Raw genomic sequence first — 17,686 nt, forward strand, 5'->3', positions numbered from 1 at the left:
ATAGCCCCTCTTTATTTAGTTTACCTTACAGTAAAGTGAACGTTTTATTACAACCTAGGGGCATGTAAACCCCCTTTACAGCGATTTTTGATTTACCCAAATAATCTCATCTGTTGCAAAACCAAGCGCTTTTACTTGGCTTAAAAAGTGCTGCTTGAGCTCTTTACTCACTGTAGGTGTTCGCGATAAAAACCATAAGTAATCTTTGCTATAACTGGTAATAAAGGCATATTGATAATCAGGTTGGTCGAGCTCAAAAATAATATAGGCACCATAAAACGGGCCAAAAAATGACACTTTAAAATGCCCTGTATCGGCGTTTTCTACAAATTTAGCTAAGCCTTCAGCTTCGTCCCATTTTTGTTCTTTACTAATAAACCCTTTGTTTAATACCTTTACCGTTCCATCATCGTTAATTGAATAAGTGGCTGTTACTTGCTCCATTCCTTGTTCAAAAGAGTGGTCTAATCGTGCTATTTCATACCACTTGCCTTGGTATTTCTCTAAATCAAAGTTTTTAACAGGGGTTATTCCTTCGGGTGCGCTGGTACAGGCACTGAGTAAAAACACGGTGGTAATAAATAATGCGGTTTTAAAAGCCTGTTTCATGTTGTTTCCTTTTCTTTAGAAATTGCTATAGGATCGCCTTAATACTAAAGCAATTTAAAGAACTTAGCATGAAAATTTGGGTTGATGCTGACGCTTGTCCGGTGGTAATAAAAGAAATTTTATTTAGAGCCGCAGAGCGTACGCAAACAGAAACAATACTGGTTGCAAATCATGCCATGCGCATCCCACCGTCAAAATTTATTAGCCGACTACAAGTGTCATCGGGCTTTGATGTGGCTGATGATGAAATAGTAAAACGGATTGAAAAAGGCGATTTAGTGATCACAGGAGATATTCCACTGGCAAGTGAAGTGATTGATAATGGCGGCCAAGCACTTAATCCGCGCGGTGAGCTTTACACCACTGAAAACATTCGTTCATTACTAAATGTACGCGATTTTATGGATACTATGCGCTCAAGTGGTGTAGAAATGAGTGGTGGGCCGCCTCCATTAAGCCAAAGTGACAGACAAAACTTTGCTAACAATCTTGATCGTATTTTAGTGCAAAATAAGAGCAGTTAAAGTGAGCAGCCAGTTAATAGGGTTAGGTGATGACTCATTCAGTGTTGCTGTGTATGTAGCAAAAGCGCCCCCTATGCCTTACTTTGAAACACTTGCGCAGCTAGAGCCTGCAGTTAGTGGGCAAATAAATAGCATAAACCAGCACTGTGGCAATGGCTGGCGAAAAGTTTTTAATGTATACGCCAAGGTGTTGTTTGCGCTGCCAAGCGAATATTACGCTTTTGCTAAACAAGCCGTGAGTTGGCAAGCATATCGCGATGAGCTGTTGTTACAAAAGCATAACGGTACTGCATTACTCTTTAGTGTGCCGGTGCTTACTGAGCATAAAAATCAATTGCACATTATTGCTGGGCGAACTCACGCTAAAAACTTGATACAACAAGGTAAGTTAAACGCCCAACTTGATTGGCTTGATGATGAGTTTGCTATAGATAAAAGCCAGAATATTATTGTATGCCCCTATTTTGATTATAGGCAGCTGAGTAATATTAAAATTGCCCGTTTGAGTGAATTAGTGGCTCAGTTGCGAATAATCTAAGCCACTTTCGTTTTTTAGGTAAGTGTTACGCTCAGTGTGTTAGCGCTATCAACTAGCATGAGCGATCCCAAAATAAATAGGATGCAGGCCGATGCACGGCCAAATTTTAGTGAGAGCGCCGGATTATTGCTGAGGATTTTTCTGGCACTTACCCCTATTAACCAATATACCAGCGCACAGCCAACTAAATGAATAATGCTAAGTACCAGCAATTGTTCAGTAATAGAAAATGACAGTGTTGGTAAAACAAACTGCGGCAATAAGGCTAAAAATAACAGTATCACTTTGGGATTCAAGCCACTAATTATAAAGCCCTTTCTCATCCACTTTAGAGGCGTGTCTGAGGTGTGTTCTTGGCCATCGTTATAGGCTGCAGGCATTGGAGGAAATCGGTACAGTGATACGGCAATCCAAATTATGTACAAAGCACCAAATAAGGTTAACAGCTTTATAAACATGGCATGCGACGCTAATAACGCGCCTAACCCTATCACCACAATCAAACTAGCCATTAAATGCCCAAGTATTAACCCCGCTACTGCAGGAATGATTTTATCACCCGCTATACCTGCACTGATTGTATAAGCCCAATCGGCACCGGGGGTAAGTACAAACAAGATTGATACCAGCCAAAAAGAAAAAATAATATTAATATCCATACGTATCCATGCGCTAAAACCCAAAATAAGTGAGCTGCTATTTTATTTCTTTCTGATGAGTAAAAGTTACTGTATTTTACTGACATAAGCGTTCATTTTAGGAAATAATCAACTATGGATACCATAGATAGGAAAATTCTTGCTGAGTTGCAAGTTGATGGCAGGCTCACCCTTTCTGAATTGGCTGATCGTGTTGGGCTAAGCGTGTCACCTTGTCATCGTCGTGTAAAAGAGCTTGAGAAAAGCAAAGCAATTGTTGGCTACAGAACTGAAATATCACCTGAAAAAGTGGGTTTAAACTTTTCTGCGTTAGTATTTATTACTATTAAAGAAGGTGATAAAGCGTCATTAAGCAAATTAGAGCAAGCAGTCGATGCTATCCCTCAGATCACCAATGCACAACGCTTATTTGGCACCCCTGATTACCTGTTACATGTTGTAACTAAAGATTTAGCCGCGTTTCAGCAACTCTACGATGACAAGCTATCAGCCTTACCGGGTGTACAACGTTTAACCTCAACCATTGTGATGAAAGATATTGTAAGAGCGCGTAACTTGCACTTTTAACAGGTTATGTTTTACACGAACTTTAAAAAGTTAAGGCGATGACGCTGCAAAGCCTATGGCAGCGGGCTTTGCCTAAATAGGTAAAAATAAAGTGTAAATAAAGCTTGTTATAAAGTGTATTGCTGTTATTCTGCTTGCCATCGGGTTGATAGAAAGCCCTGTTTATTTGTAAGTACCTCGTTGTTATTAGTAATAATCCTTCGCGATATCCTCAAGTTAAATGTTTGTTTTCTTCCTGTTAAACGCCTATTTTAAGGCAAATTTTTTATTATTTTTTTAGGATATTATTATGTCTAATACAACTACTGGTACAGTAAAATTTTTCAATGAAGCAAAAGGTTTTGGTTTTATTGAGCAAGAATCTGGCGCAGACGTTTTCGCACATTTCAGTGCTATCTCTGGCGACGGTTTCAAAACATTAGCCGAAGGCCAAAAAGTACAGTTTACTGTAACGCAAGGTCAAAAAGGCCCGCAAGCTGAAAACATCGTTTGCATCTAAATAGTTTTAATTGATGGGTTAGTGTTAACCCATCAATATTTATAAGTTTGAAAGAAGTTTTGTTTTATTTGTTAGTACCCCGTTGTTTTAGTAATAATCCTACGCGATATCCTCAAGTTAACTATTTTTTCGGCTCAATCGCCTCTTTTCAGGCACACTTTAATTAATTTTTAGGATACATATTATGTCTAATACAACTACTGGTTCAGTAAAATGGTTTAACGAAGCAAAAGGTTTTGGTTTTATCGAGCAAGAATCTGGCGCAGACGTTTTCGCACATTTCAGTGCTATCTCTGGCGACGGTTTTAAAACGCTAGCTGAAGGCCAACGTGTACAGTTTACTGTTACTCAAGGTCAAAAAGGCCCGCAAGCTGAAAACATCGTTTGCATCTAATTATAGAGGGAGTGGGCTTTAAAGCGCACTCACCCCGCTTAAACTCGTGTTAAGCAATAAAGCTAATATCATTATGATATTAGCTTTTTTTTGACAAAAATTTATACAACGTAACCGCTAAAGCCAAGTGCTTTAAAATAAAGCTTTGGAATACCAAATCCACATTCATTCAGTAGTTCACTAAAGCGCATACGATCTAGGGGGTAAAACTCTCTTTCGAGGTTATGCCCCATTTGAGTTTTGCCTGCTTCAGTTAGGCCTAATTGAGCACAGGTGTTTAATTGTGACTCACGTTCAAATGTTGTTTCTGGGCGCATTAAATCAGCAATATAAAGATTCGCTCCTTTTTTAAGGTTAGCTTTAATGCTTTTAAGAATTTGTTTTTTGTCGCCGTTATCTTCTACAAAATGCATCACCAGTAAACATAATACGGCGTCTGCTTTCGCTTTTATTTTATCAACTGGGCTACATTCAATAGTGACACGGCTATCAATACCTTGCTCTGCAAAGCGTTGTTTTGCAATATCGAGCATATCACTAGAGGTGTCTTGGGCAGTAAACTGCCATTTAGGATTCATTTTTGCTAATGCTAATACTTCCTTACCTGTGCCGGCACCAATCACTAAAATGTGTGCATCGTCGCTTAACGTGGTTTGCAGTTGTGCATTGGTTAGTTGATGAAGTAGCTCATAGCCTGGGACTAAACGGGTAATGCGGTTATCATATTCTTGTGCTTCTTCGCCTGTGAAAGTGGGCATGCTGTCTCCTTAAATTACGTTTATGGTGGAGTATCCACCCGGTTTTTTAGCGACATGAATTTGCGTAGCAACGCGTTCGCTCATTTCACTTACATGTGAAATTACACCGACCTTTCTACCTTGCGCTTGCAATGAATCTAGCGCGTCCATGGCAATACTGAGTGTTTCACTATCTAGTGTTCCAAAGCCCTCGTCAACAAATAACGAGTTAATTTGCACTTTGTTCGAAGATAGTGAGGCAAGTCCCAGTGCTAATGCCAACGATACTAAAAACGATTCACCGCCAGATAGCGTATTGACCGAGCGTTGTTCATCGGCCATATCGCGGTCGATAATGGCTATATCAAGTGACTCAGCAATTGCAGTGAGCTCATAACGCTTGTTAAGGGTTTTTAAATGGCTATTAGCATAATGCAGCAATATTTTGAGTGTTTGTGTTTGCGCTAAATTACGCATTGTTTTACCTGTGGCATCACCGAGTACTTTATTAAGTAAATGCCATTGGTCAACCTGTTGCTTGAGCTGGCTCAGTTCAGCTTGTTTGCCCTCAAGCGCTTTTGCATTTTGGTTGTGCTGCTCAATCGCGGTGTTGATGGTGAGTAAGCTATTTTGCAATTGTGTTTGCTGGGTATTTAAGTGGTTTTGTTGCTCAATTAGCTGTGCTTCGCTTTGCGTTGGCTGATTATTTTGTTGATGCTGTTCATTAGTTTGTTGCTGTTGTTTTAACGCGGCACTGGCATCAACGACTGCTTGCGATAGTTGCTCGCCTTGTTTTAACTGAGTTTTAATATCGTCGTTGCTGATAGTTAGTAAAAATGTGACTTGCTCATGACTGATATCGCCATGAAGGATGTTAAATTCTTTAAACCAGTCGTTGTAACGCGTTTCAAGCATCACTAACTCTTGGTGGTTATCTGCCAGACGATGCTCAAGGTTTTTAAGCGTGATGGCGTGTTCATCGCGCTGTTTTACGGCACTGTCGTGTGCTTGTTGGCTGGCACTTAATTGGCTTTGGCAGTGTTCTAGCTGTGCTGACAGTTTAGCTTGGTAGTCATCGGCGCTAATAGTTTGGTTATCAAATAAGGCTAAGCGCTGTTGCTGCGTATTATTGTGCTGTTGCTGTGTTTGAGTTAATTCTTCATTGAGCGTGTTAACTCGCTGCTCTGCTTTGGTTATAAGCGGTGTTAGTTGTTGTAACTGTACATTGGCGCTGTCGCATTGTTTTTGACTTTGTTCAAGCTGTGCTTGGATTTGCTGATATTGTTCTACCTGCTGAGCTAAATCGCTAAGCGTTAACGATCCTGCTTGCAATGCGTGCCAAAAATCACTGTGTTCAAAATGTAAATTGAGCTCTTTTATAAGCGCTTCGCTTTGAGTTGCTAGTTCATCGCATTTGTTATTAAGCTGAGATTGCTGATTGCTCAGCTCAACATGCTGTGTATTTAATTGTTGCTGTGTCGCTTGTTCTTTTTTAACTGTGCTTTGCAGCTGGTTAACAGTTTCTTGCAAATTACTGAGCTGTTTTTGCGCCGAAAAATACTGTGTTTTTTGTTCACTTAATTGCTTATAAGTTTCATCAAGCTGCTCAACTGTTAACTCATTAAGCTCGGTTTTAGCCGCCTGCATGGTATTTTTAATTTCCAGCATTTTGGCTTGTGCATCACTAATGGCTTGGCTGTACTGAGCATGCTCTGCCACCAAAACCGCGTGTTGTGTTTGGTGCTGATGAAGCTGTGTTTGAGCATCTTGGTGTTGCTGCTTTTCGTTATTATATGCATTTTCAAAGTCGGTTATTAGGTTTGTAAAAGGTTGGCTTTGATTGCTCGCGAACGGGTGCTCTGTAGCCCCACAAACGGCACACGACTCATTTGGAACCAGTTGTGCGCGTAAATGCTCAACATGCTCACTGGCACGAAGCCTCGCTTGATTAAGCGCTTGATCTGCGTGTTTAAGTGCCTGCTCTTTGCTGGTTAAATGCGTAAGCAGCGTAGTTTTAGTGTGTTCACTGTGGCTGAGCTTTTCTGCCACATCACGTTGCTGTTGCATCGTGTGTTTTAATTCTTGGTTAAACTGCTTATAGCGTGTGCGCTGATCTTTTAAATAATCAATGTTTTTAAGCTTACTGTCGCATTGTTCAATGTTAAATTGAGCGTGCTGCTGGTTTAGCTTATTTAGGCTTTGCTGCTGCGTTGTAAGCGTTTGCTCTGCTTGTTCGAGTTGTTTATTTTGCTCGCTAAGTTTTGCTGTGAGTATTGTTTGTTTCTCTGCGTGAGCCTGAGCTTGCTGCTGGGTTGTTTTTAGTTGTGTCTGAGTATTAAAAAACTGCTTAAAGCTATGATGAAAATAGTTCCAATCAGTTGCCAATGGCTTTAATTGACTCTGCTCGTTCAACCAGTGCTGATGGCCTGTGATTTGAGTTGTGGCTTGCTCTGCGCTTATTTTGTTTTGTTGTAGCTGCTGTTGTACATCACTTAATTGTTGCTGCTCTTTGGCACTTTGTTGAGTCAGACTTTTTATAGTTTGGTTATATATTGCTAATTGGCTGTCGAGCTCTCGCGCTTTTGCAATCAGAGGCTCTGCTGTTAGCTTTTGTTGTTTTGCTGTATCTAATTCGTTTTGCTGTTTTTTAACGTTACTGGCTTGCTCGGTGATCAGCGCGTTGTGATCAAGCTCGTTTAATTGTTTTATTTGTGTATTTAACTGGCTATTTTGCGCTGTTAAGCTTTCACAGCGCTGGCGGTTATCTTTAATTTCAAGCGCACTTTGCGCTTGTTTTGCTTGCTCAGTTTGCGCTTTAACAGCATTGAGTGCGGCATGTGCTTGTTGCTCGTTTTGCTGAGCATTTTTTAATGTCAGCTCTAAGCTATGTGCTTGCTTATACCAATTAACGCCTTGCTCTGTCGTTGCTAAAGTTGTTTTAGTGTGTTCAATTTGTTGTTTTAAATCAGCCAGCGTTTGTTGTTTTTCACTCAGCTCATCGTCAGACAATAACGTATAACTGGCTAAACTTGCCGTTAGTAATTCAAATTTATCTTTAATAGCTTTGTTGCGCTCAAATATACGCTGCCCTATTCGACTAAATTTATCGGTGCCAGTCAGGCACTCTAAAAGCTGTGCGCGCTCATCGCCAGTGGCTTTTAAAAAGGCGGCAAACTCATGTTGTGCTAGTAACACCGCACGCGAGAACTGCTCAAAGGTCAAACCTATTTTATTTTCTATGGCTTTTAAGGTGCCACTTTTGTCAGCAATTAAGGTTTCATCGGGTAGGCTATGTAAAGTATGTTCGGCCGCTTTAAGTTTGCCGGTTACTTTTTTATGCGTACGTTGAATACTATAACGTGCTCTGTAAAGCTGTTGGTCTTGGCCACTAAAATCTACTTCGGCGTACCCTTCCCATTTGCCACGGCGCAATACATTGCGGGCATCGTTAAGCTTAATGTTATCGCCATTAAAATCAATTAGGTTACCTTTATCGCCTTTCAAACGCGCAGTTTTAGTATAAAGTGCTAAGCAGATAGCATCGAGTACGGTGCTTTTTCCTGCGCCGGTATCACCTGTAATGGCAAAGAGGCCTGCGTCTTTGAGTGGCGAGGCTAAAAAGTCGATTTCGGCATCGGCAATGGAGGCTAAATTATGAATACGAACAGCCGTTATTTTCATAGCAGTTGCTCCTGTTCAAGTTCTTCAATTACGTCGGTTAACAGTGCTTTTAATTCATTGGGCACGGTCGCTGCGGCCATATCTTTATCATTATTAAATGCTTGTTCGAGTAAGCTAATTGGGTTGAGCATTTCCACAAAACTTAAATCTTCAAATACCGTTTCTGAGGAATTACTCATTTGCTGGTCACGAACTCGCTCTATGCCACAAAAATTAACCTGTTTTCCTTTAAGTGCTTGCTCGATTTGTTCTCGAAAGGTGGTATCGATATCACTTGATTTAAGTTTTACTCGCAAGTAAGGAGCAATGTCGTATTGCTCTGTATCGAGTGCTTTTATTTGCTCACACAGCTGCGCTAAAGGCACACATTCTCCTTCAGGAAGAACAATGACTTCAGCTAAGCGCGGAATGTAAAGGGGGTTTACAGTGGTGTTTAACGGTTGGTTTTTTTGCTCGCTAAATTCAACCACATTTACTTGATGGGTATACTTTCTTTCTGAAAACGACATTGGAATAGGCGTGCCGCTGTAACGTATTTGCTCATTTTTAGCCACTAGTTGGGCTTTATGTAAGTGGCCTAGTGCGACGTAATTGGCTTGCTTACCAAATACCGACGCTGAAATAGCTTCTTCACCGCCAATGACCAAATTACGTTCAGAGTCACCGGAAATATTACCGCCTTTTGCATGCAAATGACCCATAACAATTAAAGGCGTATTTTCAGCGTTAAGTGTTAGCGCATGTTCAAGAGCAAGTTCATAGGCTTTTGCAACGCCCTGTGCGTAACTGGGGCCATTTTCGGTTTGGATAAGCGTGCTTATGTCACTGGTGCGTAAAAAAGGCATAGCGAGTACCACAGCGCGTTTATCATCGTTATTAATCGTTATTACAACGTCACTGGGTTTAGCAGGATCAAACCGCCCTACCACATGAGTATCAAACTGGGCTAATAAGGGCTGTGCAGCCAAAATACGATTAGCGGAGTCATGATTACCCGCAATAATAACAACATGTAATTGTGGGCACTGGGCTTTGGCGTTTTTTATAAATTGATAGAGTTGGTTTTCGGCGCTAGCACTCGGTGTGGCAGTATGATAAATGTCACCTGCAACAAGCAATAAATCGATTTGTTGGTTAACGAGGGTGGTTAACAGCCAAGAGAAAAAAGCATGGTGTTCATGACGGCGATCATGTTCATAAAATTGCTGACCTAGGTGCCAGTCTGAAGTGTGAAGAACTTTCATTTTGCGCTCTTAAAAAACCATAAGAGCGCCAATATACCCAAGGCAATTAAAGATGCAAGTATCGCTTTAGGTTAAAGTATACCAAGCTATAAAAATAACGGGCAAAGCAGCGAGCGAAATTGTTAAAGGCCACTTTAATGCTTTGGCTTTTTTAGCTTGTAATACTTGCAGTGCATTAGTTTCATTACAAGCAGCGACTTTATCAATATACAGATAACCCGAGTTTATATACTGCTTACAATTTTGCACGTCTGCTGGTATTGCAATTAGTTTTTGCTGCTTTTTTAGGACATAAAAATCCATAAACTCACCACACTTAATACGATTAGTTAGAACAAAAAATATTTGAGAGAAACGCTAAAAAAATGCTCTCAAATTAAAAAAGTGGGCGATTCTAATTACAAACCATAGTAAAGATCAACCTAAAACTGCGTTATTTAGCTTTTTTAATGAAAATAGCTGTGTTTTTTGCTTTTATCTCTACTTTTAGTGATAGCCAGTCTATTTTGTAAACCCCCTTTACAGTTTTGTTTAGCGTATTAATGGCCTTTGTTTTTTATTCAATTTCTGACGAAATGTCCGTTCTTTTTTGTTGTATAAAACGCTATTTATTGTATTTACAAAAAGGTGGGGAATATCACCCTATAAAAGCAGGGTTTTATCGCTATTTTATTGAAGCTAAGCTTTAAATTTGTCACAGTAGCGTTACTAAAATCGATCAGGATTAACAATGAAGAAAAATTTATTTACACTGAGCGCGTTTGTATTGCCTTTGGCAATGGCAAGCTCTGTGCTTGCCTCATCTGTTGAGCAAACTAAAGGCAGCTATGTTGATAAGTTTCGTCAACTAGATGAAGCTTTACCTACGCCTAACGTTTACCGCAGTGCAGCTGGTGCCCCTGCTGAAAATTATTGGCAACAACGCGTTGATTACGATATTGATGTAAAGCTTGATGAGCAAAAGCGTCGCTTAACGGGGAGTCAAACAATTGAATATAAAAATAACTCTCCGCATACATTAAAGTATTTATGGCTTCAGCTTGATCAAAATATTTTTAAAAATGACTCAATTGCAGAAACCACGCAAACATTTAAAAGTACCCTACAGAACGAGCCAGATGCAAAGCCTGCTAAGTTAAGCTTAGGTGATTTACGTCGTCAGCAATTTATGGACGATAATGAACTGGGTTACACCATTAGCAATGTTAAAGATGAAGATGGTAAAGCGCTGCGCGTGACTGTGGTTGATACCTTAATGCGCATTGATTTAAATACCCCACTTAAACCCGGTAAGGATGTTGAGTTTAGTATGGACTTTGCGTTTAACCTCGTTGAAGAAGACGCGGTAGGCGCACGTGCAGGTTACGAGCATTTTGAAGAAGACGGTAACGATATTTTCTTGGTTGCACAGTGGTTTCCTCGCTTAGCGGCTTACACCGATTACGAAGCATGGACAAACAAACCGTTTTTAGGCAGTGGTGAGTTCACTTTAGAGTTTGGTGACTACGATGTTGAAATTACGGTTCCTGCGGATCATATTGTATCGGCAACTGGTAAGCTTGATAACCCAAGCTCGGTATTGACCAGCACTCAGCGCAAGCGTTTAAAAGAAGCTGAAACAGCAAAACGCCCTGTGTTTGTTGTTACCGAAGAAGAAGCGCTCGAAAACGAAAAAGCCGGTACAGACAAAACAAAAACATGGCATTTTAAAGCAGAAAATGTTCGTGACTTTGCTTGGGCATCATCACGTAAATTTATGTGGGATGCTAAAGGTTACCAGCAAGGTGGTGATGAACAACCACTCGTTATGGCGATGTCGTTCTTCCCTAAAGAAGGTGGCGACTTATGGAAGAAATACTCAACTGAAGCGGTTGTACACACGATGGAAGTGTATTCACAGTATTCATTTGATTACCCATATCCAACTGCGCAGTCAGTTAATGGCCCTGTAGGGGGTATGGAATACCCAATGATCACTTTTAATGGCCCACGTACAGATTTACAAGACGATGGTACACGCACTTACTCTCAAGCAGAAAAACGCTTTTTAATTGGTGTTGTTATCCATGAGGTAGGTCATATCTACTTTCCAATGATTGTAAACTCAGATGAGCGCCAATGGACTTGGATGGATGAAGGCTTAAATAGCTTTTTAGACGGTGTTGCTGGGCGTGAATGGGATCCAACCATTCCATGGGGTGTTGAACCACGTGACATTGTTGCTTACATGAAGTCAGAGACTCAAGTGCCTATCATGACGCAATCAGACAGTGTGCTTCGTTTAGGCCCTAACGCCTATACTAAACCAGCTGCGGCATTAAATATTTTACGTGAAGTGATTTTAGGGCGTGAATTATTTGATTTTGCGTTTAAAGAATATGCTCAGCGCTGGAAATATAAGCGCCCTACTCCGGCTGATTTTTTCCGTACTATGGAAGAAGCCTCAGGTGTTGATTTAGATTGGTTCTGGCGTGGTTGGTTCTACACCACAGACCATGTCGATATCTCGCTTGATAAAGTATATCAATTACGTTTAGACACCAAAAATCCAGATATCGACTTTAAACGTTTACGTGATATTGAAGCGAATAAGCCAAGTTCATTATTTGTTGAGCGTAATCGCGCTGAAGGTAAAAAAACGTGGGTTGAACAAAATCCAGATGTGACAGATTTTTATGACGAAAACGATCGTTTTACCGTTACAAACAAAGAGCGTAATACGTACAATAAGTTTTTAAAAGGCTTAAAGCCGTGGGAGCGTAAAACACTTGATCGCGCGCTAGAAGAAGACAAAAACTACTACGTGATGGAATTTTCAAACCTCGGTGGCTTAGTGATGCCAATTCTTTTAGAGCTAACGTATGAAGATGGCACTAAAGAGGAACGTTATATTCCTGCAGAAATTTGGCGTCGTAATCACAAAAACGTACAAAAGCTGATTATTACCGACAAAAACAAACCGCTTACCTCAGTAACGGTTGATCCAGGCTGGGAAACAGCAGATGTTGATGTAGAAAATAACCACTACCCACGTCGTATTATTCCTTCGCGTATTGAAGTGTATAAACGTGAAAAGAGTAAGGCAAAAGTAAGCCGCGATATTATGCAAGATATCAAAACAGAGCTGAAAAAAGACGAGCCAAAAGACGAAAAAAATAACGACGAGGATCAATAATAATGCGTTTTTTGCTTATTATTGTTTGTTTTTTAATTGCTGCGCCAAGTATGGCGCATCAATTAAAATCATCCGTTACAACGGTGTTATTTAATCAGCGTACGCACAATATTGAATTGATGCATCGTTTTTATTTACATGACACAGAGCATGCTGTTGGTAACTTGTTTCAAGGCAAAGTTGATATTATGAGTAACAAGCGTGACCAAAAACGCTTTGCCAAGTATGTTGAATCTCATGTTGCCTTACAAACCTTGAGCGGTGAGCCCCTCACCCTTAATTATGTAGGTGCACAAGTGGATGGTAAGTTTTTTTGGGTGTACCAAGAAGCTGCTATTCCCGATGAGATTGAGGGCATTAGAATGAGTCATGGTGCACTGCGTGATTTGTGGCCTGCACAAGTGAATATAGTGAACGTTGAAGGGCGAGGACAGATCAAAACCTTAAACTTTAGCCAAGACGATACCTGGCTTGAAGCGAAATTTGAGCCGAAATAACCACTATTATTGCGCACCTTTAGAGGGTGCGCACTTTCCTTTATAGCTGATCGAGTTAATTAATTGCATCGTACAGTCTTTACTATACCAGTTATACAAACCCAAACTATTACGTTATCAAGTGAGCTATAATTAAATTTCAATGGACTGAGCTGTTTTTATATGTTTATTGATATACTTTTTATTAAAGGTTTAGCTAACCTAAGCCAAACCTAGCATACTGAGCTAATTATTTAGCGCAAGGAATGAAATGAAAACGCAAATTGAGGCAATCAAAGGTGTTATTTTTGATTTAGACGGAACTTTAGTATCTTCAGAATTAAACTTTTCATTGATAAAAGCCCAAGTAGGTTGCCCTGCAGAGCAAGACTTACTCGATTACATAGAACAATTGCCTTCCCCCTATATGCGTGAAGAAGCAATGAATATAGTGCATCAGCATGAGTTATTAGATGCACAATCGGCTAAACTTCTACCTGGCGTTGTAGAGGCTGTTAAAGCGCTACAAGCTAAAAACATACCTATGGCTATTGTTACACGTAATTTTGATAAGGCGGCGACATTAAAGTTACAGAATAACCCACTACCAATAGAAACAGTACTCACCCGAACAGACGCACCAGCAAAACCCGATCCGAGCGCTTTATTAACGGTTGCAACTCAATGGGAAATGCCGGTTGATAATGTGATTTATGTTGGTGATTATTTATATGACATACAAGCGGCGCACAATGCCAATATGCGTGCCTGTTTGTATGCACCTGATGTAACCCCCGGGTATGCCGAACAAGCCGATTTTGTTATTCATGCGTTTGATGAGTTGGTGTCATTAATTGACAATTACGCTGAAAAAGTGAGGGTCTGTTGACCTTTCAAGGTTGAATTTGCAGCAGTCTGTTTGGTATTTAGGCAAGGCAGAGCCTATGTGGTGTATTCCCCATAAATAGGCGATAACGCAGCATCAATGCCAAACAGGCGTTGCCCGGAGGGTTCTGCCTAGGGGCAATTAACTCTTTGTTGCCTACATGGATGTAGGTAAGGGGCGTGAGCAGGACGCGGAAGCTTTGCTCGGTTTTGACTTATTCTTACATGGATGTAAGTCAGTAGAATAACGCAGGAGCAGTTATCGAGCCCACTAGGTTACAAATCTCGCGCCGCGATTAAATTGTCCCTAGTTTGAACAAATATCAATCCGCAAAGGTTAACAGATCCTGATTATGTTAAATTGAGCTTTGTTTTGTTTATTCAATAAGATAACGGGTATTATTTAAATTAATACCCAGCTGCTTTTGCACAGCATAGCATGTTGAACCACTAGCCCAATACGGTTTGAATTGGTAAAATATCGCAAACCGAATGTATTCAATAGAGGCACAAGATGGGCAGAGCATTTGAAGTCCGCAAAAGTTCGATGGCTAAAACCGCCAACGCAAAAACTAAAGTAAATTCAAAGTATGGTAAAGAAATTTACGTTGCAGCCAAAAGTGGTGAACCCGACCCCGATGTAAATCAAACATTGCGCCGCTTAATTGAAAAAGCCAAAAAAGACCAAGTTCCTGCGCACGTAATCGAAAAAGCAATTGAAAAAGCAGCCGGTGGGGCAGGGGAAGATTACTCTTCAGCCCGTTACGAGGGTTACGGCCCTGGTAATTGTATGGTGATTGTTGACTGTTTAACCGACAACCCAAACCGCACAATTAAAGATGTACGCTTACCGTTTACTAAAACAGACTCAAAAATAGGTACGCCTGGGTGTGTTGCACATATGTTTGATCATCTTGCTGTTTTAGGATTTGCAGGCGATGACGACGAAGTTGTGTTAGAAGCGCTGATGATGGCTGACGTTGATGTAACCGATGTAGAAGCCGAAGATGGCAAGGTATCGGTGTTTGCACCGCATACTGAGTATTTTAAAGCTAAAACGGTACTGGAAGAGGCATTTGAAGGCATTAACTTTGAAGTTGATGAAATTACCTTTGTGCCACAAGTACATGTTGAAATCACTGATGAAGAAGTCATTGCCAACTTTGATAAATTTATCAATATGCTTGAAGATTGCGATGACGTACAAAATGTTTATCACAACGCGACTATTAAAAATTAATTCGTAGTTTTAACTAGGCGAATTTTAGCTATTTTGCCGCTTAATAAAACAAAAAGCGCGTTTTGTGTAGGCAAAACGCGCTTTTTTAGTGTTAAATAAATGTCAGCTATTCAGCTATTCAGCTATTCAGCTATTCAGCTATTCAGCTATTCAGCTATTCAGCTATTCAGCTATTCAGCTAGGTTATGGTGCTGTGCTTTATATTTCAAGCGGTAGCTGTGTAGTAGCGGCTCTGTGTAACCGCTCGGTTGACTAACCCCTTCAAATACCAGTGCTAAAGCAGCTTGATACGCAATACTTTTAGCTAATGTCTGCTCATTAGTTGCCATTGGCGTGTAAAGGCTGTCATGCTCGTTTTGGCCATCAACAACCTTAGCCATTTTTGCCATCACTTTTTGTACTTGCTCTTTGCTACATACACCATGATGTAGCCAGTTGGCGATATGTTGGCTTGAAATACGTAAGGTGGCTCTGTCTTCCATTAAACCAATATGATTAATGTCAGGCACTTTAGAGCAGCCTATTCCTTGGTCAATCCAACGTACTACGTAGCCTAAAATACCTTGCGCGTTGTTTTCAAGCTCGCTTTGAATATCTTCTTTTGATAGCGTTTCAGGGTTTGGCATGAGCGGCGGTGTAAGTAAGCTCTCTAGGCTTGCTATTTGACGCGTGGCAATGCTTTGCTGCAGGCTAAATACATCAACATCATGATAATGCATTGCGTGTAATGTGGCGGCAGTAGGGGAGGGCACCCAAGCGGTATTTGCGCCAGATTGAGGGTGCGCTATTTTTTGCTCCATCATCATTGCCATTTTATCTGGCATTGCCCACATACCTTTACCAATTTGCGCTTTATGGCTTAAGCCACAGGCTAGGCCAATATCAACGTTGCGATCTTCGTAAGCGCTGATCCAAGGCTGTGCTTTAATAGCCGCTTTCGGCAGCACAACACCCGCTTGCATTGAGGTATGAATTTCATCGCCAGTGCGGTCTAAAAAGCCAGTGTTAATAAACACAACACGCTCTTTTGCTGCATGAATACATGCTTTTAAGTTGGCTGATGTACGACGTTCTTCATCCATAATACCCATTTTAAGGGTGTTTTTAGGCAAGCTCAGCGCCTCTTCAACCATACCAAACAAGGTATTAGCAAAGGCGACTTCATCAGGGCCATGCATTTTCGGTTTTACAATATTAATACTTTGCGCGGTTGAATTTTTAATCGTGTTTTTAGTGTTTAAATCGTGCAAAGCAGCTGTTGCGGTGAACATGGCATCCATAATGCCTTCAAACACATCATTGCCGCTTACATCGGTAATGGCTGGATTTGTCATTAAATGTCCCACGTTACGCACAAACATCATACTGCGCCCTTTGAGGGTCATTTTTTGGCCATCAAGACCTGTATATTGTCGGTCAGCTTGTAACGTGCGGTCGACCATTTTGTCGCCTTTTCTAAACGTTTCAACCAAGTTGCCTTGCATTAAACCAAGCCAGTTTTTGTAAACTTGTACTTTATCTTCTGCATCCACTGCGGCAACCGAGTCTTCACAGTCCATAATGGTTGTTAGTGCGGCTTCTAGCACCACATCTTTTAACCCTGCTTTATCAGCTTGACCAATAGGGTGGTGATGGTCTATTTGCAGCTCAATATGCAATCCATTGTTTTTAAGTAAAATAACACTCGGGTTTTGTGCTTCACCTTGATAGCCAATCAGTTGCTCAGGGTTTTTAAGTGTGGTGTGCGAACTGTCGCGCAGGGTAATAGCAAGGGCGCCGTCAACAATAGAATAGTTAGTACTTTCAATATGCGAGCCATTTTCAAGCGGTAATGCTTTGTCTAAAAACTGCCTTGCGTAAGCCATTACTTTAAAGCCACGAACAGGGTTGTATTGGCTGCCTTTTTCGGCGCCGTCGTCTTCGCTTAATACATCGGTTCCATATAAAGCATCGTACAACGACCCCCAACGTGCATTAGCTGCATTAAGTGCAAAGCGTGCATTACTAACCGGCACTACTAGCTGTGGCCCTGCAGTCAACGCTATTTCTGGCTCTACATTTTGAGTTTCAATACTAAAATTTTCAGGCTCATCAACTAGGTAGCCAATATCTTTTAAAAACGCTTGATACTGAGCTTGGTCAGCATTTTTATTTGCAAGGTGGTAGTCATCAATTTGCTTTTGTAGCTGTTCACGCTTAGCCAGTAGTGATTTGTTCAATGGTGTAAGTGTTTGCACTATGTGGGCAAAGTTTTTCCAAAACTGGTGTTCATCAAGATGGGTACCAGGTAATAATTGTTTTTTAACAAATTCAGCAAGTTGCTTATCAACGCTGAGTCCTGAATGGGTGAGAGTGTGGCTCATAATTAATATCCTTAAACGGTCCGACAGTGTGCAATTTTTTATATGCGTACACCTACCATATCGCAAAAAAGTGGCTTTGAATGCTTTTTAGTCAT

General features: G+C 40.7%; 16 protein-coding genes. 9 read left to right on the top strand and 7 right to left on the bottom strand.

Annotation, left to right across the window (positions count from 1 at the left end):
- Positions 1-75: 75 nt before the first annotated feature.
- Entirely contained in the window at positions 76-609 is a 534-nt protein-coding gene (locus tag AAEY57_RS07935; RefSeq protein ID WP_350607330.1) for a lipocalin family protein, read from the bottom strand.
- Between the two features lie 68 nt (positions 610-677).
- Between AAEY57_RS07935 and AAEY57_RS07940 the strand changes: the two genes are divergently transcribed.
- Both AAEY57_RS07940 and AAEY57_RS07945 read left to right on the top strand, forming a co-directional pair.
- The gene (locus tag AAEY57_RS07940; protein ID WP_058155619.1) at positions 678-1,133 is read left to right on the top strand and encodes a YaiI/YqxD family protein; all 456 of its coding nucleotides are present in this window, start codon (positions 678-680) and stop codon (positions 1,131-1,133) included.
- A 1-nt stretch (position 1,134) separates the two neighbouring features.
- A complete protein-coding gene (locus AAEY57_RS07945; RefSeq protein WP_350607334.1) occupies positions 1,135-1,671 on the top strand; it encodes a DUF6942 family protein in 537 nt (178 codons plus the stop codon).
- Positions 1,672-1,685: 14 nt separating this feature from the next.
- Here the strand turns inward: AAEY57_RS07945 and AAEY57_RS07950 are convergent, their stop codons facing one another.
- Positions 1,686-2,330 (bottom strand): LysE family translocator, encoded by a 645-nt coding sequence (locus AAEY57_RS07950; RefSeq protein WP_350607336.1) that lies wholly within the window; start codon positions 2,328-2,330, stop codon positions 1,686-1,688.
- Between the two features lie 114 nt (positions 2,331-2,444).
- On the opposite strand from AAEY57_RS07950, the gene AAEY57_RS07955 reads away from it, so the two are divergent.
- The 3 genes from AAEY57_RS07955 (at position 2,445) to AAEY57_RS07965 (ending at position 3,790) form a co-directional block, all read left to right on the top strand.
- Positions 2,445-2,897: an Lrp/AsnC family transcriptional regulator gene (locus AAEY57_RS07955; RefSeq protein WP_013462814.1), complete on the top strand. Its 453-nt coding sequence runs from the start codon at positions 2,445-2,447 to the stop codon at positions 2,895-2,897.
- A gap of 289 nt (positions 2,898-3,186) precedes the next feature.
- Positions 3,187-3,396, top strand: coding sequence for a cold-shock protein (locus tag AAEY57_RS07960; protein WP_008463923.1), 210 nt, complete (start codon positions 3,187-3,189; stop codon positions 3,394-3,396).
- A gap of 184 nt (positions 3,397-3,580) precedes the next feature.
- Entirely contained in the window at positions 3,581-3,790 is a 210-nt protein-coding gene (locus tag AAEY57_RS07965) for a cold-shock protein (RefSeq protein ID WP_007377377.1), read from the top strand.
- Positions 3,791-3,891: 101 nt separating this feature from the next.
- On the opposite strand, the gene AAEY57_RS07970 is transcribed toward AAEY57_RS07965, so the two are convergent.
- The 4 genes from AAEY57_RS07970 to AAEY57_RS07985 form a co-directional block, all read right to left on the bottom strand.
- Complete coding sequence (locus AAEY57_RS07970; RefSeq protein ID WP_076922557.1) at positions 3,892-4,548, bottom strand: class I SAM-dependent methyltransferase; 657 nt, start codon at positions 4,546-4,548, stop codon at positions 3,892-3,894.
- Between the two features lie 9 nt (positions 4,549-4,557).
- A complete protein-coding gene (locus AAEY57_RS07975) occupies positions 4,558-8,208 on the bottom strand; it encodes an AAA family ATPase (protein WP_350607340.1) in 3,651 nt (1,216 codons plus the stop codon).
- Positions 8,205-9,452, bottom strand: coding sequence for an exonuclease SbcCD subunit D (locus tag AAEY57_RS07980; RefSeq protein ID WP_350607342.1), 1,248 nt, complete (start codon positions 9,450-9,452; stop codon positions 8,205-8,207). Before AAEY57_RS07980 ends, AAEY57_RS07975 begins: the two co-directional genes overlap by 4 nt.
- Positions 9,453-9,518: 66 nt before the next feature.
- Positions 9,519-9,755, bottom strand: a complete 237-nt coding sequence (locus AAEY57_RS07985) for a hypothetical protein (RefSeq protein WP_350607345.1) — start codon at positions 9,753-9,755, stop codon at positions 9,519-9,521.
- 427 nt (positions 9,756-10,182) lie between these two features.
- On the opposite strand from AAEY57_RS07985, the gene AAEY57_RS07990 reads away from it, so the two are divergent.
- From AAEY57_RS07990 to AAEY57_RS08005, 4 genes are all read left to right on the top strand, one after another.
- A complete protein-coding gene (locus AAEY57_RS07990) occupies positions 10,183-12,627 on the top strand; it encodes a M1 family metallopeptidase (protein WP_350607347.1) in 2,445 nt (814 codons plus the stop codon).
- Between the two features lie 2 nt (positions 12,628-12,629).
- On the top strand, positions 12,630-13,124 hold the full coding sequence (locus AAEY57_RS07995) for a DUF6702 family protein (RefSeq protein ID WP_350607350.1): 495 nt from the start codon (positions 12,630-12,632) through the stop codon (positions 13,122-13,124).
- 250 nt (positions 13,125-13,374) lie between these two features.
- Positions 13,375-13,992, top strand: a complete 618-nt coding sequence (locus tag AAEY57_RS08000; RefSeq protein WP_076922561.1) for an HAD family hydrolase — start codon at positions 13,375-13,377, stop codon at positions 13,990-13,992.
- Between the two features lie 510 nt (positions 13,993-14,502).
- Positions 14,503-15,228: a YebC/PmpR family DNA-binding transcriptional regulator gene (locus AAEY57_RS08005; protein ID WP_350607353.1), complete on the top strand. Its 726-nt coding sequence runs from the start codon at positions 14,503-14,505 to the stop codon at positions 15,226-15,228.
- A gap of 170 nt (positions 15,229-15,398) precedes the next feature.
- On the opposite strand, the gene AAEY57_RS08010 is transcribed toward AAEY57_RS08005, so the two are convergent.
- Positions 15,399-17,591 carry a malate synthase G gene (locus AAEY57_RS08010; RefSeq protein ID WP_350607355.1) on the bottom strand — a complete coding sequence of 731 codons (2,193 nt, stop codon included), beginning with the start codon at positions 17,589-17,591 and terminating at the stop codon, positions 15,399-15,401.
- Positions 17,592-17,686 lie beyond the last annotated feature (95 nt).

The sequence above is a fragment of the Pseudoalteromonas sp. MER144-MNA-CIBAN-0113 genome (genome assembly GCF_040308965.1).
Classification (GTDB): domain Bacteria; phylum Pseudomonadota; class Gammaproteobacteria; order Enterobacterales; family Alteromonadaceae; genus Pseudoalteromonas; species Pseudoalteromonas tetraodonis.